General features: G+C 73.1%; 16 protein-coding genes. 4 read left to right on the forward strand and 12 right to left on the reverse strand.

Annotated features, from left to right (window positions below):
- Positions 1-107 precede the first annotated feature (107 nt).
- Entirely contained in the window at positions 108-1676 is a 1569-nt protein-coding gene (locus JNO54_RS13745; protein WP_204144402.1) for an AMP-binding protein, read from the reverse strand.
- Between the two features lie 95 nt (positions 1677-1771).
- Positions 1772-4579, reverse strand: a complete 2808-nt coding sequence (topA, locus tag JNO54_RS13750) for a type I DNA topoisomerase (protein ID WP_204144403.1) — start codon at positions 4577-4579, stop codon at positions 1772-1774.
- Positions 4580-4715: 136 nt separating this feature from the next.
- Here topA and JNO54_RS13755 point away from each other — a divergent pair, with 136 nt between their 5' ends.
- On the forward strand, positions 4716-5498 hold the full coding sequence (locus JNO54_RS13755) for a dioxygenase family protein (RefSeq protein WP_204144404.1): 783 nt from the start codon (positions 4716-4718) through the stop codon (positions 5496-5498).
- A 94-nt stretch (positions 5499-5592) separates the two neighbouring features.
- Positions 5593-5985 carry a nuclear transport factor 2 family protein gene (locus JNO54_RS13760; RefSeq protein ID WP_204144405.1) on the forward strand — a complete coding sequence of 131 codons (393 nt, stop codon included), beginning with the start codon at positions 5593-5595 and terminating at the stop codon, positions 5983-5985.
- Positions 5986-5988: 3 nt separating this feature from the next.
- Here the strand turns inward: JNO54_RS13760 and JNO54_RS13765 are convergent, their stop codons facing one another.
- The 3 genes from JNO54_RS13765 to JNO54_RS13775 form a co-directional block, all read right to left on the reverse strand.
- Positions 5989-7512: a DUF7059 domain-containing protein gene (locus tag JNO54_RS13765; protein ID WP_204144406.1), complete on the reverse strand. Its 1524-nt coding sequence runs from the start codon at positions 7510-7512 to the stop codon at positions 5989-5991.
- 42 nt (positions 7513-7554) lie between these two features.
- Positions 7555-9969, reverse strand: a complete 2415-nt coding sequence (locus JNO54_RS13770; protein ID WP_233703257.1) for a sodium-translocating pyrophosphatase — start codon at positions 9967-9969, stop codon at positions 7555-7557.
- A 76-nt stretch (positions 9970-10045) separates the two neighbouring features.
- Entirely contained in the window at positions 10046-10399 is a 354-nt protein-coding gene (locus tag JNO54_RS13775; RefSeq protein ID WP_204144408.1) for an STAS domain-containing protein, read from the reverse strand.
- Positions 10400-10512: 113 nt separating this feature from the next.
- Here JNO54_RS13775 and sftH point away from each other — a divergent pair, with 113 nt between their 5' ends.
- Complete coding sequence (gene sftH / locus JNO54_RS13780) at positions 10513-12846, forward strand: DEAD/DEAH box helicase (protein ID WP_307818229.1); 2334 nt, start codon at positions 10513-10515, stop codon at positions 12844-12846.
- Between the two features lie 75 nt (positions 12847-12921).
- Complete coding sequence (locus JNO54_RS13785) at positions 12922-13392, forward strand: hypothetical protein (protein WP_204144409.1); 471 nt, start codon at positions 12922-12924, stop codon at positions 13390-13392.
- A gap of 1 nt (position 13393) precedes the next feature.
- Here JNO54_RS13785 and JNO54_RS13790 read toward each other — a convergent pair whose 3' ends face one another.
- From JNO54_RS13790 to JNO54_RS13820, 7 genes are all read right to left on the reverse strand, one after another.
- Entirely contained in the window at positions 13394-13795 is a 402-nt protein-coding gene (locus tag JNO54_RS13790) for an Rv3654c family TadE-like protein (RefSeq protein WP_204144410.1), read from the reverse strand.
- A complete protein-coding gene (locus tag JNO54_RS13795) occupies positions 13792-14175 on the reverse strand; it encodes a TadE family type IV pilus minor pilin (protein ID WP_204144411.1) in 384 nt (127 codons plus the stop codon). The genes JNO54_RS13790 and JNO54_RS13795 overlap by 4 nt, the downstream gene beginning before the upstream one ends.
- Positions 14144-14335, reverse strand: coding sequence for a DUF4244 domain-containing protein (locus JNO54_RS13800; protein WP_204144412.1), 192 nt, complete (start codon positions 14333-14335; stop codon positions 14144-14146). Before JNO54_RS13800 ends, JNO54_RS13795 begins: the two co-directional genes overlap by 32 nt.
- Positions 14336-14484: 149 nt before the next feature.
- Complete coding sequence (locus tag JNO54_RS13805; RefSeq protein ID WP_204144413.1) at positions 14485-15048, reverse strand: type II secretion system F family protein; 564 nt, start codon at positions 15046-15048, stop codon at positions 14485-14487.
- Positions 15048-15713, reverse strand: coding sequence for a type II secretion system F family protein (locus JNO54_RS13810; protein WP_204144414.1), 666 nt, complete (start codon positions 15711-15713; stop codon positions 15048-15050). Before JNO54_RS13810 ends, JNO54_RS13805 begins: the two co-directional genes overlap by 1 nt.
- Positions 15710-16747 (reverse strand): TadA family conjugal transfer-associated ATPase, encoded by a 1038-nt coding sequence (locus tag JNO54_RS13815; RefSeq protein WP_204144415.1) that lies wholly within the window; start codon positions 16745-16747, stop codon positions 15710-15712. The genes JNO54_RS13810 and JNO54_RS13815 overlap by 4 nt, the downstream gene beginning before the upstream one ends.
- A gap of 5 nt (positions 16748-16752) precedes the next feature.
- On the reverse strand, positions 16753-17466 hold the full coding sequence (locus JNO54_RS13820; RefSeq protein ID WP_204144416.1) for a CpaE-like family protein: 714 nt from the start codon (positions 17464-17466) through the stop codon (positions 16753-16755).
- Between the last annotated feature and the right edge of the window lie 164 nt (positions 17467-17630).

The following is a 17630-nucleotide window of genomic DNA, read 5'->3' on the forward strand; positions in this document are numbered from 1 at the left end:
CGCACGAGCCAAGGCTCCTACCCGTTCGACGGGTAGGAGCCTTGGCTCGTGCGAAAGGGTGAGGCAGGAGCCTTGGCTCGTGCGAAGGGGCGGGCGGGCGGGGGCGGTCAGGCGAAGTGCTGCTTGAGCTCGCGGGCCAGGACCTTGCCGGTCGCGTTGCGCGGGAGCTCGTCGACGAAGACGACCTCGCGGGGGACGCAGTGGCGGGCGCGGTTGGCCCGGACGAGGTCCTTGACCTCGTCGGCCGTGACCTCCTCCCCTGGCCGCAGCGCGATGAAGGCCGCCAGCCGATGGCCGAACTCCGGGTCGGGGACACCCACGACGGAGGCCTCACGGACCGCGGGGTGCTGGACGAGCAGAGACTCGACCTCCGAGGGGTAGACGTTCTCGCCGCCACTGATGATCATGTCGTCGTCCCGGCCGGCGACGAAGAAGAGCCCGTCGCGCTCGAAGCCCATGTCCCCCGTGGAGACGAGCCCGTCGAGGAACTCCTTGTTCTGCCCGTCGGTGTAGCCCTCGAAGATCATCTCGTTGCTGCAGAAGATCCGACCGGTCTCCCCCTTCGGCATCTCCCGACCGTCCGCGTCGAGGATCTTGACGACCGTCCCCAGCGGCGGGGTACCGGCGGTGTCCGGCTCTCGGCGCATGTCGCGCGGCGTGGCGATGCACACCCAGGACGCCTCGGTCGAGCCGTAGAGGTTGTAGAGGACGTCGCCGTACTCGTCCATGAACGTCGTCGTGAACCCGCTCGGGTACGCCGACCCGGAGGTCGCGACGACGCGGAGCTTGCGCCGGTTGCGCGCGGCCGGGTCGGACGGCAGCTCCATCATCCGCTGGAGCATCACCGGGACGGCGAACATCGCGTGCGGCTGGTGCTCCTCGAGCGCCTGGCGGGCGGCGGCCGGGTCGAAACGACGCTGGAGCACGATCGTCGCCCGCAGGGCGATCGAGAGCTGCATCGCGGCGTAGCCCCAGGTGTGGAAGAGCGGCGCCGAGATGAGGATCCGGTCGTTCGCGCGCAGCGGGATCCGGTCGATGATCGAGATGAGCGGTCCGAAGCCGCCCGGCGTCTTGCGGGCCGCGCCCTTCGGGGTGCCCGTCGTGCCCGAGGTGAGGATGATCGTGCGGGCGACCCGGTCTGGCGGGGTCAGCCTGCTCGGCTGCGCGACCGCATCCGCGTGTCGGGCAAGCTCGCTCTCGCTGATCTGCTCGATGCCCGGGTCGAGCGCACCGACGTGCTCGGCGAACTCGTCGTCGTAGACGATCCCCTTGAGCTCCTGCTGCCCCGCGACGAGCGCGAGCTGTGCCCCGCCGAGGCCGGTGTTGCCGAGGACGACGTCGACGCCGATCGCGGCCGTGCCGCACATGACCTCGATCGCGCCGACGTGGTTGCGGGCGAGCAGGCCCAGCCGGTCGCCCGGCTGGTAGCCCCGCTCGAGGAGGACCGCGGCGACGCGCTCGGAGCGGGCGAGCAGCTCGGCGTAGGTCATCGCCCCACGCTGCTCGTCGATGACGGCGATCGTGCTCGGGCTCCGGCCGGCCGCCTGCCTCAGCTCACCGGCGAGGCCGAAGCCCCACCGGTGCAGCGCGGCGAGCTGGGTGACCTGCCGGTGCGGCAGGCCCGGCGCGAGCATGCCACGCTTGGCCATGGTCTTGGCGACGGTCAGCAGATCCATGTGATCTCACCCTTGAGGTCTCGAGGTCGTCCGGCACGTCTGCCGACCGACCCTACCGACGAGTCACGACGGGGTCGGGCCGGCCGTCAGGAAGATCACGCCTTCTTGGTCGTCTTCTTCGTCGTCTTCTTCGTCGCCTTCTTGGCCGCGGTCGTCTTCTTCGCGGCCTTCTTGGTCGTCTTCTTCGCGGCCTTCTTGCGGGTCGTCGGGCCCTTGGCGCGCTTCTCCGCGAGCAGCTCGAAGGCGCGCTCCTGGGTGATCGTCTCGGGCTCGTCGTCGCGGCGCAGCGTCGCGTTGGTCTCACCGTCGGTGACGTAGGGGCCGAAGCGGCCGTCCTTGACGACGACCTTCTTGCCGCTCGCCGGGTCCTCGCCGAACTCGCGCAGCGGCGGCTTGGCGGCGGCCCGTCCGCGCTGCTTGGGCTGGGCGTAGATCGCCTCGGCCTCCTCGAGCGTGATGTCGAAGAGCTGCTGCTCGGTGGTCAGCGACCGGCTGTCCGTCCCCTTCTTGAGGTACGGGCCGTAGCGACCGTTCTGCGCCGTGATCTCGACCTGCTGCTCGGACTCGGTGCCGTCCTCGGCCGTGACCCTCTCGGTGACCACGCCGACGACCCGAGGCAGGGACAGGAGCTTGAGCGCGGTGTCGAGCTCGATCGTCGCGAGGTCCATGTCCTGGAAGAGCGAGGCCGTGCGCGGCTTGACCTTGGCCTTGCCCTTGAGCTCGGCCTCCTCGTCGGTGAGGACCTCGGTGACATAGGGGCCGTAGCGGCCCGCCTTCGCGACGACGACGCGACCCGACTCGGGGTGCCTCCCCAGCTCGCGCCCGTCGTCGGCGGCCTGGGCGAGCAGCTCGCGCCCGCGCTCGGGGGTCATCTCGTCAGGGGCGATGTCCTCGGGGACGTTGGCCCGCCGCGGCTTGTCGCTGTCGGACTCCGGCAGGCTCGCGCCCTCGGCGACCTCGCCGGTGGCCGGGTCGACCCCGGCCGGGACGACCTCCTCGACGTACGGCCCGTAGCGACCGACCCGCACGACGACGCCCTCGCCGATCTCGACGGTGCTGATCGCCTTGGCGTCGATCTCGCCGAGGTCGGTGACCATGGCGCGCAGGCCGGCGCCGTCGTCGTTGCCGACCCCGTTGTAGAAGCGGTCGAGCCACGCGACCCGGCCGAGGTTGCCGCCGGCGATCTCGTCGAGCCGCTCCTCCATCCGGGCCGTGAAGTCGTAGTCGACGAGCCGCGGGAAGTGCTTCTCCATGAGCTGCGTCGTCGCGAAGCCCATCCAGGTCGCGACGAGCGCCGAGCCCTGCCGGCGGACGTAGCCGCGGTCCTGGATCGTCGAGACCGTCGAGGCGTAGGTCGAGGGACGGCCGATGCCGAGCTCCTCCATGCGCTTGACGAGGCTGGCCTCGGTGTAGCGCGGCGGCGGTGAGGTCTCGTGACCCGCGGCCTCGGCGCCGAGCACGTCGAGGGCGACACCCTCGGAGAGCTTGGGCAGGCGACGCTCCTCGTCCTCGCCGGAGCCACCACGGCCCTCGTCGCGGCCCTCCTCGTAGGCCGCGAGGAAGCCCTTGAAGGTGATGACCGTGCCCGAGGCGGAGTACTCGGCACTGGCACCGACGGGGCAGCCGGAGATGTCCGCGGCCAGACGGATCGTGGCCGTCGACCCCTTCGCGTCGGCCATCTGCGAGGCGATGGTGCGCTTCCAGATGAGCTCGTAGAGGCGGAACTCGTCGCCGCGCAGCTCGCCCTGGACCTGCGCGGGGGTGCGGAAACGGTCGCCGGCGGGCCGGATCGCCTCGTGCGCCTCCTGGGCACCCTTGGACTTCTTGCCGTAGACGCGCGGTTGGTCCGGCACGTACTCGGCGCCGTACATGTCCCGGGCCTGACCGCGAGCGGCGCTCACGGCCGACTGCGAGAGGTTCGTGCTGTCGGTCCGCATGTAGGTGATGTAGCCGTTCTCGTACAGCCGCTGGGCCACGCGCATCGCGTCGCGGCTGCCGAGCCGCAGCTTGCGCGAGGCCTCCTGCTGGAGCGTCGAGGTCGTGAAGGGCGCGTACGGGCGGCGGGTGTACGGCTTCTCGGTGACCGCGGTGACGCTCGCCGAGGTGGCGGCGGTCGCCTCGGCGACCGCGCGGGCGGCCACCTCGTCGAGGTGGAGCACATCCCCCTTCGTCAGGGTGCCGTCGTCGGCGAAGTCGCGACCGGCCGCGACCCGCCGGCCGTCGACCGACGCGAGGCGGGCGGTGAACTCCTGCCGCGCCTGGCTCGGGGTGAAGGTGCCGGTGACGTCCCAGTAGCTCGCGGCCCGGAAGGCCATCCGCTCGCGCTCGCGCTCGACGACGATCCGGGTCGCGACGGACTGGACGCGCCCGGCGGAGAGGCCCTGCTTGATCTTGCGCCACAGGACGGGGCTGATCTCGAAGCCGTAGAGCCGGTCGAGGATCCGCCGCCCCTCCTGGGCCTCGACGAGGTCCATGTCGAGGTCGCGCGTCGTCTGCACGGCGCGCTGGATGGCCTCCTGGGTGATCTCGTGGAAGACCATCCGCTTGACCGGGACCTTGGGCTTGAGCGCCTCGAGGAGGTGCCACGCGATGGCCTCGCCCTCGCGGTCCTCATCGGTGGCGAGGTAGAGGGTCTCGGCGTCCTTGAGCAGTCGCTTGAGCTCGGCGACCTTCTTCTTCTTGTCCGCGTCGATGACGTAGAGCGCGTCGAAGGAGCCGTCGTCGACGTTGACGCCGAAGCGGCCGAAGGGGCCCTTCTTCTCGGCAGCGGGCAGGTCACGCGGCTGCGGGATGTCCCGGATGTGGCCGACCGACGCCTCGACGGCGAAGTCGGGGCCGAGGTACCCGGCGATGGTCTTGGCCTTCGCCGGAGACTCGACGATGACGAGGTTGCGGGCACTCATGCGGACTCCTTCGGTGACCCTCGTGCCGCGGATTCGTCGCGGCTCTGACGAGGGGTCGCGTCTGGAACGGTAGCCCACGGGCACGAAGGGGGCCGGTTCGGTTGTTATTAGTTGTCATGTCAACTAACATGGGGGCATGACCGCACCCGTCCTGTACCTCAGCCACGGCGCCCCGCCCCTCGCCGACGACACCCGGTGGACCCAGCAGCTCGCCGACTGGTCGGCTGCGTTCGAGAAGCCGAAGAACGTCCTCATGATCTCGGCGCACTGGGAGGAGGCCCCGATCTCGGTCAGCCCCACGACCCGGCTGGTCCCCCTCACCTACGACTTCTGGGGCTTCCCGCAGAAGTACTACGAGGTCGAGTACGCAGCGCCGCTCGCCCCCGAGCTCGCCGACTCCGTCACCGGGCTGCTCGGCGGACGCGGGCTCGAGGTCCACCGCGACGAGACCCGCGGCCTCGACCACGGCGCCTACGTCCCCCTCGTCGAGATGTACCCCGACGCCGACGTCCCCGTGCTGCAGATGTCGATGCCCACGCTCGACCCGGCCACCCTCTTCGAGATCGGGCGCACCCTCGCCCCCCTTCGCGACGAGGGGACGCTCATCGTCGGCTCGGGCTTCACCACCCACAACCTGCGGTGGTTCAACCCGGCCGCCGGCGCCGACGCGCCGCCGCCCACCCCCTCGGCCGAGTTCGACCACTGGGCCGCCGAGACGGTCGCGGCCGGCGACATCGACTCGCTCATCCAGATGCTCGACAGGGCCCCCGCCGCCCACGAGGCGCACCCCCGCACCGAGCACTGGGCGCCCCTCTACCTCGCCCTCGGCGCGGCCGACGCGTCCGGCGCGAGCACCGTCGAGAGCACCATCGACGGCTTCTGGTTCGGCCTGAGCAAGCGGTCCTGGCAGTTCGGCTGAGCAACCTCTGGCGTGCACCGGGGAGCCTGCCGAGGCCGGCCTCGCTATCCTCGGCCAGGACCGGGCAGCTGCCCGGGCAGACAGGGGACGCATGATGAAGACGGTCATGACGGTCGCCCTCGCGGGCGCGATCACGCTCGGGCTGGACGCCTGCGGCGAGGACGGATCGCCCGAGGACACGGTCAAGGAGCTCGCCCAGGCCGCTGCCGCCGAGGACTTCGCGCGGGTCTGCGCGCTGCTCGACCCGGAGTACGTCGAGGCGGCGGAGAAGGCCGACGGCACCTCCTGCGAGGAGTCCATCAAGGGCGCCGCGGAGGACAGCGGCGAGGAGGGGCTCCTCGGCGACCCCGACAAGCTGGAGATCGGCGATGCGGAGCTCTCCGAGGACGGAGCCAGCGCCATCGTGCCGACGACCTACGAGGGCCAGCGCTCGCAGATCCGGCTCGTCAAGGTGGACGACGCGTGGCGGGTGACCTTCGGGCTCTGAGGGTTACCGGACGAGGAGACCGTCGGCGACGAGATCACGCACGAGGGCCGCTGCGGCAGCCGTCGCCTCGTCTGCGTCGAGCCCCAGCAGCCCCGTGATCGCGGCGCTCGCCTGCGCCGCGGTGAGCTCGCCGTCGCACACCGAGACCAGGGCCGCGCCGAAGGTGTCGACCCGGACCGCGCGTCGCAGCCCGGCCCCCTGCCGCACGACGATGACCGACGGGTCGTCCGCGCCCGGCCGTCCGTGCCGCTCCTCGGTGACGTCGGGTGCGCACCGCCACGCGACGTCAAGGACCTCCGCGTCGGTGCGCCCGGCCAGCCAGGTGCGCGCGCGCAGGCCGTCGAGGATGGTCGGACCCATCGGTGATGCGACCGGGCCCGTGTGCTCGACGAGGTCCCGGAAGGTCGCTCGCTCCTCGGCAGGTCGCTGCAGCGTGATCACGCCGAAGCCGATCCGCTCGACCCCCCGGCTCGCGAAGTCGTCGAGCCACGCGGTGACCATCGCCTCGTGCTCCGAAGTGCCCGGGCGGTGGCCGCCGTCGCGCGACCACGTCGCGGCGTACTCGGCGGGGTCCTGCACATCGCGCTGGATCACCCAGGCGTCCACCGGGTGGCCGGCCCGCTCGGCCGCGTCGAGCCAGGCGCCGACGACCCCGGTCCAGCTCTCCCCCGCACGCACCTCCCAGTTGCCGAGCATCTGGGCGATGCCGCCGGGCTCGAGGACGCCGCCGAGGTCACGGACGAGCCCCGCGACGATCGCGTGCCCCGTCGCCCCGCCGTCCCGGTACTCGTAGCGCGGCACGTCGTCGGTCCGCGGGGTGATGACGAAGGGGGGATTGCTCACGACGAGGTCGAAGCGCTCGCCGGCCACGGGGTCGAGGAGCGAGCCGGCACGCAGGTCGAGGGCGAGGCTCGCGAGCTCGGCGTTGACGCTCGCGTAGCCGAGGGCGCGGGGCGAGGTGTCTGTGGCGACGATCGCGTCGGCGTGCGTCGAGAGGTGGAGCGCCTGGACCCCGCAGCCCGTGCCGAGGTCAAGGGCGCGGCGCACCTGCGGCCGGGGCGTCCAGCGCGCCAGGGTCGTCGAGGCGCCACCGATGCCGAGGACGTGGTCGGTCGGCAGCGCTCCGCCGAGGACCAGCTCGCTGTGGTCGGAGACGACGAACCACTCGCGTTCCTCGTCGCCGTAGGGACGCACCTCGGCCGTCGAGCACAGACCGGCGGACCTCTCACGGGCGAGGCCGAGCTCGAGGAGGCCGGTGGCACCCAGGGTCGGCAGCAGCTCGTCGACCTCGGCGGGGTCGACCGGCATCCCCAGGGTGAAGAGGCGGACGAAGGTCGCGAGCGGCCCGTCGACCTCGGCGAGCCGGCGGCGCGCCGGCACGGGGTCCTCGCGGTGGATGGCCGCTGCCGCGACCGGGCGGAGGAGCTCCTCGACGGCGTCGACCGTCACGCCGGCGCCCTCGAGGTCGGTACGCAGCAGGTGGAGGAGCCGGGGGTCCGCCTCCGGCGTCGGGCTGAGATCGGTCACGACCGGTCAGCCTACGGCGGGCGAGGCGGAACCCCCTTCGTCCTACGGGTTGGCCGGGTCGTAGCTCGTCGGGACGTGGCGCAGCGGGCGCTCGTCGCCCGTGAGCGACTCATCGTCCCCGATCGCGATGTCGCGACGCTTGCTGACGTAGACCGCGCCGACGACGATCACGAGAGCGACACCGGCGATGGCCAGCCGGAGCGCCGTCATCGGCTCCTCGCGCACCATGAGGGCGACGATCGCAGGAGCGATGAGCACCGAGACGAGGTTCATCACCTTGATGAGCGGGTTGATCGCCGGACCGGCGGTGTCCTTGAAGGGGTCGCCGACGGTGTCACCGATGACGGCCGCCGCGTGCGCCTCGGACCCCTTGCCGCCGTGGTGCCCGTCCTCGACGATCTTCTTCGCGTTGTCCCAGGAGCCGCCGGAGTTCGACAGGAAGACCGCCATGAGTGCGCCGCAGGCGATGGCACCGGCGAGGAAGCCGGCGAGGGCCCCGATACCGAGACCGAAGCCGACGATGACCGGGGTCAACGCGGCGAGCAGGCCGGGGGTGGCCAGCTCGCGCAGGGAGTCCTTGGTGCAGATGTCGACGACGCGCCCGTACTCGGGCTTCTCGGTGCCCGCCATGATCCCTGGGTGCTCGCGGAACTGGCGGCGCACCTCGAAGACGATGGCACCGGCGGCGCGGGTCACGGCGTTGATCGCCAGGCCGGAGAAGAGGAAGACGACCGCAGCTCCGAGAAGGAGGCCGACGAGGGTGTGCGGGCTGACGATCTCGGAGCCCGCCGAGACCGCGAAGTCGTCGAAGGTCTGCTGGATCCCCGGGGCGGCCGACGGGTCGATCTCGCCGTTGGTCACCTTGGCGCCGAGACTCTCGGCGGTCTTGCGCAGCTCCGAGGACCACGCGTCGGTGTACGAGCCGAAGAGGGCAGTAGCCGCGAGCACCGCCGTCGCGATGGCGATGCCCTTGGTGATCGCCTTGGTCGTGTTGCCGACCGCGTCGAGCTCGGTGAGGACCTGGGCGCCCTCCGCGTCGACGTCGCCGGACATCTCGGCGATGCCCTGGGCGTTGTCGGAGACCGGGCCGAAGGTGTCCATGGCGACGATGACACCGACGGTGGTGAGGATGCCGCAGCCGGCGAGCGCGATGAAGAAGAGCGAGAGCGTCATCGACCCGCCGCCGAGGATGTAGGCGAGGTAGATGGCGATCGCCAGGGTGGTCACCTTGTAGACCGCCGACTCGAGACCGACGCCGATGCCGGAGAGCACGACGGTCGCGGCTCCGGTGAGCGTCGTGCGGGCGACGTCCTTGGTGGGCCGCTTGTCGGTCCCGGTGAAGTAGCCGGTCATCCAGAGGATGATCGCGGCGAGCACGACACCGATGAGGACGGCCAGGAGCGCGGAGAGCCGCGGGTCGCCGTCGAGCGTGCCGACCTGCTCGTTGGTGCTGCCGAGCTCGGAGAAGCTGCCGGGCAGGTAGGCGTAGGCCACGACCGCGGTGAGAACAGCGGAGATGCCGGCGGTGATGTAGAAGCTGCGGTTGATGGCGACGAGCGCGTCGCCCCCGGGCGCCGCCTTGGTGATGTAGACCCCGAGGAGGGCGGTCAGCGCGCCGATGGCAGGGATGAGGAGCGGGAAGACGAGGCCGTACTCGCCGAAGGCCGCCGTGCCGAGGATGAGCGCGGCGACGAGCATCACCGCGTAGGACTCGAAGAGGTCGGCCGCCATGCCGGCGCAGTCGCCGACGTTGTCGCCGACGTTGTCGGCGATCGTCGCGGCGTTGCGCGGGTCGTCCTCGGGGATGCCTGCCTCGACCTTGCCGACGAGGTCGGCGCCGACGTCGGCGGCCTTGGTGAAGATGCCGCCGCCGACCCGCATGAACATCGCGAGGAGCGCGGCGCCGAAGCCGAAGCCCTCGAGGACCTTCGGCGCGTTGCCCTGGTAGGCGAGGACGACGATCGCCGCGCCGAGGAGGCCCAGGCCGACGGTGAACATGCCGACCACCCCGCCGGTGCGGAAGGCGATCCGCATGCCGGCGTCACGTCCGGAGGTGCGGGCCGCCTCGGCGACCCGGACGTTGGCCTTGACCGCGAGCGACATGCCGAGGTAGCCGATGGCCGCGGAGAAGAGCGCACCGAGGACGAAGAAGCCCGAGCGGCCCCATCGGATCCCGGTGGTGTCCGCAGGCAGGACGAGAAGGAGTGCGAAGACGAGGACGACGAAGATCCCGAGCGTCTTGAACTGGCGCCGCAGGTAGGCGTGCGCGCCCTCCTCGATCGCCGCCCCGATCTCGCGCATCCGCTCGGTACCAGGGTCTGCGGCGATCACCTGGGAGCGGAAGACCAGCCCCATGACGAGACAGACGACACCGATGAGCGCGACGCCCGCGGTGAGGTACACGTTGCTGCTCGACAGCTCGAGCGCCTCCGTGGCAGTAGGGAGATAGCCCGCCATGCCCATCCTCCTCGATGGTCCGGTCCTGCGCCCGCCCACGCGGTGCGTGGGCGGTGGGCGTCACCCTACTCCTGGGTCAGGCTCCCGTCTGGGCAGCGGCAGAAGCCGCGGCATCCGCCGTCTCGTGGAGGACGAAGACCTTGTCGAGACCGGTGATCTCGAAGACCCGCCGCACCCGGTCAGCGGTGACGGCGATGGTGAGGTTGCCCCCGGCGCGACGCAGCGTCTTGAGCCGGCCGACGACGACACCGAGGCCGGTGGAGTCCATGAAGGAGACCTCGCTCATGTCGAGCGCGACCGCCCGGGACCCGTCGGCGAAGACCTGCTGCACGACGTCGCGCAGCTGGGCCGCCGTGGCGACGTCGATCTCGCCGGCGCAGTGCACGACGACGGCACCGTTCTTGTTGCTGGTGCTGATCGTGAGGCCCACCGGTTCGCTCCTTCATGACAGGGGCGCCCCCGCAAGGGCGCCGTGATCTCGACGTTCTCACAGGCAGGGACGTCATATCGATCCGTGCTGCTCCGCGCTTACCGTAGACCACCGTGAGCCCCGGCATCCCCTCGACGCAGGAAAACGGGGGGTCCGCGCGGCTCTACCGGCTCGTGCGTCGGCTGCCTGGCCGGGTGCGTCACGTCGAGCAGATCAGCTCCCGGCCGGCGGTGGTCGCCGACCTCCCCGGGTGGCTCTCGCCGGCCGTGCGCGCCGCTGTGACCGGCAGCGGCCTCGAGACCCTGTGGTCGCACCAGGCGCGCACGGCCGGGCTCGCGCACGAGGGCCAGGACGTCGTCGTGGCGACCGGCACCGCCTCGGGCAAGTCCCTCGGCTACCTCCTGCCCGCCCTCACCGCGGCGCTCGACGGTCCCCCGTCGGGCCGGACGACGGTGCGTGGCGGGACGACGCTCTACCTCTCCCCCACCAAGGCCCTGGCCGCCGACCAGCGCGCGCGGATCGATGCGCTGGCCGTCCCGGGCGTGCGGGCCGCGACCTACGACGGCGACACCCCGACGGACGAGCGGCGCTGGATCCGGGAGCACGCCCAGATCGTCCTGACCAACCCCGACCTGCTCCACCACTCGTTGCTGCCGGGGCACCGGCAGTGGGCGCCCTTCCTGCGCTCGCTGTCCTACGTCGTCGTCGACGAGTGCCACGCCTACCGGGGCGTCTTCGGCGCGCACGTCGCGCTCGTGCTGCGCCGGCTCCTCCGGGTGGCGCAGCGATACGGCGCGACCCCGACGGTCGTCCTCGCCTCGGCCACCGTCGCGGACCCCGAGGGACATGCGTCGGCGCTCGTAGGACGCCCCGTGGTCGCCGTCACCGACGACGGGTCGCCCCGCGCGGCCACGACATGCGTCCTGTGGGAGCCGCCGGAGGGGGCAGACGGGTCGCGTCGCTCGCTCACGGCGGAGACCGCAGACGTCGTCGGCGCTCTTGTCCGTGACGACGCGCAGACGTTGGCCTTCGTCCGGTCACGTGCCGGTGTCGAGGGGGTCGCCTCGCAGGTCGGTGAGGGGCTCGAGCTCGACCGGCCCGACCTCGTCGAGTCGGTCGCGGCCTACCGGGGCGGCTACCTGCCCGAGGAGCGGCGAGAGCTCGAGCGCCGGCTGCGCTCGCGCGACCTCATGGCCGTGGCCGCGACGAACGCCCTCGAGCTCGGTGTCGACATCAACGGTCTCGACGCCGTCGTCATCGCGGGCTGGCCCGGGCGACGCGCGTCCTGGTGGCAGCAGGCCGGCCGCGCGGGCCGGGAGAAGGCGGTGGACGGGCAGTCCGCCCGCGAGGCGCTCGTCGTGTCGGTCGCGGCGGACGACCCGCTCGACGGCTGGCTGCTCGACCACCCCGACTATCTCTTCGGGGACCCGGTCGAGGCGATCGTCATGGACCCCGGCAACGTCCACGTCCTCGCCCCGCACGTCGCGGCGGCCGCCGCGGAGGTGCCCGTCACCCTCGACGACGAGGCGTGGTTCGGTCCCGGGCTGCGCAGCGTGCTCGACACCCTCACGGCCCGCTCGATCCTTCGTCGCCGCCCGTCCGGCTGGTACTGGGCCCGGGAGGACCGTCCGGGCGACCACGTGTCGCTGCGAGGGGTCGGGACCGTCGTCAGCTTCGTCGAAGGGAGGACCGGTCGGGTCGTCGGGACCGTCGACGCCGCGGCGGCGCACTCCCAGGCGCACACCGGGGCGGTCCACGTCCACCAGGGCGAGACCTACGTCGTCACCGACCTCGATCTCGACGCCGCGACGGCGACGGTCGTGCGCGGCGACCCGGGGTGGACGACGACGGCGCAGTCGGTGTCCTCCTTCGACATCCTCGGTGAGGAGTCGGGCACGGCATCCGGGCGGTTGCGGCTGTCGTGGGGCGCGGTGCGGGTGCGACGCCGGGTGACCTCCTTCGTCCGCAGGCTGCCGGGCGGGGAGATCATCGGCACGCACGCCCTCGACCTGCCCGAGCAGGTGCTGACGACGCGGGGGGTGTGGTGGACGATGACGCCCGACCTGCTCGAGGGCGCCGGGATCGCTGAGGACGCCGTCCCGGGCGCGGCCCACGCGGCAGAGCACGCGGCGATCGGCGCGCTGCCGCTGCTGGCGACGTGCGACCGGTGGGACATCGGCGGCGTCTCGACCGACCTGCACCCCGACACCGGGCTGCCGACGATCCTCGTCTACGACGGGTACCCGGGCGGCGCCGGCTTCTCTGCGCGGGCCCACGACACGGTCGAGCGGTGGTGGCAGGCGACGCTGGAGATCGTCGACGGGTGCGGTTGCCGCCAGGGCTGCCCCCGGTGCGTGCAGTCGCCGAAGTGCGGCAACAGCAACGAACCGCTCGACAAGGACGGCGCGGGTCGGCTCCTCCGGGCGATCCTCGCCGAGCGGGGTTAGCCTGGTCGCGCTCCGCCCCGTCGACGGCCCGGCCGCCGACGCTCACGCCACCCACCCTCGGAGGGATCCTTCGCGATGGTCGTCCTCGGTCTGCTCATCCTGCTCGTCGCTCTCGCGCTCGGCACGCTCCTCGTCATGGGTGCCGGCAGCCCCGACGTCGCCGCCCAGGACGTCGAGATCTCGCTCTACGACACGGTCCAGGTGACGCTCAACCCGCTCGCGCTCGTCCTCGCCGGCATGGGCGCGATGTTCCTCGCCTGGCTCGGTCTCGTGCTCATCCGCAGCGCCCTCACGCGCAAGGCGCGCCTGCGCCGGGAGCGCAAGGAGGAGGCCCGTCTCGCGCAGCAGCGCCAGGCCGCGGCGCTGCGTGAGCGCGAGGCCGCCGAGCGCGACCACAAGGCCAAGCTCAAGGAGCAGCGGATGGCCACCGAGACGGCCCGCGAGCGCGCCGAGGTCGCCGAGGAGGAAGCCGGGCGAGCGCCCGCCGCCGACCGGGACCGTCACGTCGGGGACCGCCGCGACCACGACCGCGGACCGCGCGCCTGAGCTACGGGTCGAGCACGGGCCCGGCCCGGGCACGACCACCCAGCACGGACGGCGAGCGGCCCGAGAGGCGCAACGGGACCGCGGCCTCCGTCGCGACGGTGACCACCGAGGCACCGGTGACCGTGCACGCGGTGAGCCTGGCGCCGTTGCGGGTGGCGATGACTGCTGCGACCTCGCACGCACGCGCCGGCGACGCACCGAGCACGCTCTCCTGCGCTGCGCCAAGTGCGGCCAGGTCGGCGGCATCCCGGGCGGAGTGAGCGGCCCGCAGCGCCCCGGCGACGGCGAGCGCCGCGACGAGCACGCTGAGGACGGCACCGGTCGCGGCGAGCACGAGCACCGCACCGGAGCCCTCGTCCCCTCGAGGCCGTCGGTGACGGGAACGGGCCGCTGGAGCCCTCACCCCGTCACCGTCTCGGCCCGGGCCGTCGAGGAGCACTCTGCGCCCCGCACGACCCCGATGGCGCGGAGCATGCGTGGAGCCGGGGTGCGCACCATGACCGTGACGTCGTCCCCGGACCGTGAGCTGGTGACCTCCGACCCCCACGGCAGCGCCCGGGCCGCATCGCTCTCGGCCCGGTCCACCCCTTCGCCGCGAGCGAGCTCGCGCACGGCGACCCGGGCCGCGTCCTGGCAGCGCACCGCGTCGACGCCGAGCGTCAGGGCAGAGAGCGACAGTGCGAGGACGAGCACGACCGCCGGGAGGGCGACCGCCGTCTCGGCGGTCACCATCCCGGCGTCGCCCCGCCGCTCAGCGCAGGCCGAGCGCCTCGGTGATGACACCGGCCAGCCCCGACCTCACCGCACCTGACTTCACGACGGCGAGCAGGACGAGGGCGAAGGTCACCGCCGCCAGCGTCCCGACCGCGTACTCCGCCGTCGTCATGCCGGCCTCGCAGGCGGCCCTGGTCCTGCGCCACCGTCGGATGATGTTCTCTCGCATGGCAATCCACTCCCTTCGACCGGGAGCGCCTCTCGCTCCCGCTGGCCCCACGCTGCTCTGACCGGGCTCGATGATCGACCGGGGATCGCAGCCTGTGGGTGACGTGGGCCCGCCTCCACGCCCTGGGGACAGACGCCCGGGACGTGGGGTCAGCGCAGGCTCTCACCGAGGAGGACGAGCAGCATGGGCACGATCGAGGTCGCGACGAAGGCGGGGAGGAAGAAGAGACCGAGCGGCAGCACGAGCAGCACGGCCGCACGCCCGGCTGCTGCCTCGAGGCGGCGCTCCTCGCTCTCCCGGATGCGCGCTGCCGCGGACCGGAGCACCTCGCTCGCCGGGGCTCCGCAGCTCGTCGAGACGACGAGGGCCGTCGCCGCAGGCGCCCACCCTGGGCTCGCGAAGCTCCACGCCTCGCGCATGTCCCGGCCCCACCGCAGCGCCGCGCCGACCCGGCGCAGGTCGCGGGCAACCGCCGACGGGGCGACCCGGGCGACGGAGTCGAGGGCGTCCGGGATGCTCCCGCCGGCCGTCAGCGCGAGGGAGATGAGATCGGTGGCATCGGCGACGTCGGTGAGCCGCGGGCGCTCCTCGCTCTCCCCCCTCCCACCGCACCGGTCACCCGCGGCAGCCGAGGAGCCCACCTGCTGCGGCGGCGCTCCCCACGGTGGCCACAGGAGCACCGCGCTCGTCACGAGCAGGGCGACGGCCAGCATCACGCCAGCCCCGGGCGCATCGCCCGCCGGAGGATCATGCGCCCGACCGCCCAGCCGGTCACCGTGAGCACAGCACCTGCGAGCAGGCTCGCAGCTGCGACCGGCGACTCGTGGACGACGCGCACCGGCGACACCCCGAGCGCCCACCCGGCACCCAGCCCGAGAGCGGGCAGGAGCGTGAGCAGCGTCATCGTCGCCCGGGCGCCCGCGCTCGCGGCCTCGATCCGTTGCGCCGCGGCCAGACGAGAGCGGGCGGAGGTCGCTGCCTGCTCGAGCGCCGGGGCGAGAGGGACGCCGCACTCGTCGCTGAGCCGCCAGGCAGCGGCGCAGGGCTCGAGCGCCGGGTGCTCGTCGGCCCAGCGCCGCCAGGCCGCCGACCCGCTCCCGCCACCCGCGAGGACCGACGCGAGCTCGTCCAGCAAGGGTCGCAGCGAGCAGGGTGCGTCCGGGCTCACCACCTCGACCGCCCGGGCTCGCGAGCCTCCGCTGCGCAGCGCCATCGCGAGCAGCTCGGCGAGCGCGGCCGCATCCGCCAGGGTCATGGCGCCTCGACGCCCCCGCCCATCCGGCACGGTGCGCAGGCCGGGCCGCGGGCCGACCTGCGGTCGACGGCTCGGCCAGACCAGGGCCGCGAGGACCGCGACGAGCGGCAGGAGCAGGCTCACGAGCTCACCAGGTCCGCGAAAGGGACGATCTCCTCGACGCGCCGACCCCAGGGTCCCCGACGCAGGTGGACGACGAGGTCGATCCCGAGGACCGCCTGCGCCCGCACCACCTCGGGTGCCGCACCGGCGAGACCCCCGAGCGCCTCGAGGCGGGCGGGGACGTCGGCGGCGCCGTTGGCATGGACCGTGCCGCACCCGCCCTCGTGCCCGGTGTTGAGGGCCATGAGGAGCTCCCTCACCTCAGCGCCGCGGACCTCACCGACGACGAGCCGGTCCGGCCGCATGCGCAGCGCCTGCCGGATGAGCTCCTCGAGCGTGACGCGACCCGCGCCCTCGGTGTTGGCGCTGCGGGCCTGGAGACGCACGGTGTGCGGGTGCGCCACCGACATCTCGGCGACGTCCTCGACGAGCAGGATGCGCTCGGAGCCGGGCACGCAGGCGAGCAGGGCCGCGAGCAGCGTCGTCTTGCCCGAGCCGGTACCGCCGCTGACGATGATCGAGCGACGCCCCGCGACCGCCGCGCGCAGCTCGCCGGCCTGCTCCGAGGTGAGCATCCCGAGCTCGGTGAGGTCGTCGAGACCACGGTGCCGGTGACGCGGGATGCGCAGCGAGACGTGGGCTCCCCCGTCGACGAGCGGCGGCAGCATCGCGTGCAGCCGGGTCCCGTCCGGCAGCAGGCCGTCGACCCACGGCGACGCGTCGTCGAGGCGACGCCCGGCCAGCCCGGCCAGCCGGGTGGCCAGCCGTCGCACCTCTGCTGCGTCACCGACGACCAGCCCCGCGGTCTCGACCCCTTCGCCCCGGTCCACCCACACCGCGCCGTCACCGTTGACCAGCACGTCCGTGACACCGGCCTCCGCGACGACGCGCTCGAGGGGGCCCAGCCCGACGAGGGACGACCTCAGCTGGGCCTCACGTCGTCGCACGCCCGCCTCGCCGAGGACCGCGGCCTCGGACCTCGCGACCTCGTCGATGGAGGCCGGCGTGGGGGCTCCTCCCGCCCGGATGAGTGCCTCGGCGTCGCGACCGGTCACGGACGTCACCCGGCTGCCCGCAACCACCGCTGCTCACCCCCTTCGCCCGTCGCGACGGGTGGCACCAGGGCCACGATCTCCCGGGCGACCAGGCCCACCCGCCCACGGGACCGCGGCGCCCGTCCGCACCCCTCGTCCCGGGGGACCGAGGGGTCGTCGGCGAGGTGAGCGAGCCACCGCGCCCCGAGGTGATCGGCGACCTCCCGGCCGACACCCTCCGCGCGTCGGGCACCTCGGGTCACCGCACCGACGTCCGCAGCGACGTCCCTCAGGCCCCGCATGGTCACCTCCGCGTCTCGGACCTGCCGCGGCCGCAGGCCGGCGAGCAGGACCGTGAGGTCGCACTCCTGAAGCCAGGGGTAGCCCCGCATCGCGACCGCCGGGAGGTCCACGACGACCGGGCCGACCTCACGCAGGGCGGTCACCGCGGAGCGCACGGCTCCCTCGCGGAGACGGCACGCACCGGCAGCGGCGAGGACAGGAGGCGACTGACCGGGCAGCCGCGCCACGAGGCGCCGCGGGTCGACGGGCCCCTCGAGACCCTCGAGGTCGGGCCACCGCAGACCCGGCTCCTCCTCGAGGACGAGCGTGGCGTCGGCGCCAGGGCCCTCCAGGTCACCGTCGACGAGGATCCCGCCGGCCTGGCGGGCCACGACCGCCGCGAGCGTCGAGGCACCCAGGCCGCCGGAGGCGGAGACGACAAGGACGAGGGGGTGCATGTGCCCACGGTGGCGCGGGCGGAGCGGCCGGTGGACGGGCCCGCGAGCGCCTGGGGACGACGGGAGGCCCGGCCTGGGGCCTGTGGACGAACCGTCCCCGGGCATGACGGTGGCCCCGGTCTTGGGGGGGAGCAGACCGGGGCCACCAGCGGCCAGCCCCGGGG

Source organism: Janibacter endophyticus (assembly GCF_016888335.1).
Taxonomy (GTDB): domain Bacteria; phylum Actinomycetota; class Actinomycetes; order Actinomycetales; family Dermatophilaceae; genus Marihabitans; species Marihabitans endophyticum.

What these genes read in the sequence shown, in the direction of transcription:
- JNO54_RS13745 (WP_204144402.1), bottom strand. Translation starts at nt 1,676, where the DNA reads ATGGATCTGCTGACCGTCGCCAAGACCATGGCCAAGCGTGGCATGCTC.
- topA (WP_204144403.1), bottom strand. Translation starts at nt 4,579, where the DNA reads ATGAGTGCCCGCAACCTCGTCATCGTCGAGTCTCCGGCGAAGGCCAAG.
- JNO54_RS13755 (WP_204144404.1), top strand. Translation starts at nt 4,716, where the DNA reads ATGACCGCACCCGTCCTGTACCTCAGCCACGGCGCCCCGCCCCTCGCC.
- JNO54_RS13760 (WP_204144405.1), top strand. Translation starts at nt 5,593, where the DNA reads ATGAAGACGGTCATGACGGTCGCCCTCGCGGGCGCGATCACGCTCGGG.
- JNO54_RS13770 (WP_233703257.1), bottom strand. Translation starts at nt 9,969, where the DNA reads ATGGCGGGCTATCTCCCTACTGCCACGGAGGCGCTCGAGCTGTCGAGC.
- JNO54_RS13785 (WP_204144409.1), top strand. Translation starts at nt 12,922, where the DNA reads ATGGTCGTCCTCGGTCTGCTCATCCTGCTCGTCGCTCTCGCGCTCGGC.
- JNO54_RS13800 (WP_204144412.1), bottom strand. Translation starts at nt 14,335, where the DNA reads ATGCGAGAGAACATCATCCGACGGTGGCGCAGGACCAGGGCCGCCTGC.
- JNO54_RS13805 (WP_204144413.1), bottom strand. Translation starts at nt 15,048, where the DNA reads ATGCTGGCCGTCGCCCTGCTCGTGACGAGCGCGGTGCTCCTGTGGCCA.
- JNO54_RS13820 (WP_204144416.1), bottom strand. Translation starts at nt 17,466, where the DNA reads ATGCACCCCCTCGTCCTTGTCGTCTCCGCCTCCGGCGGCCTGGGTGCC.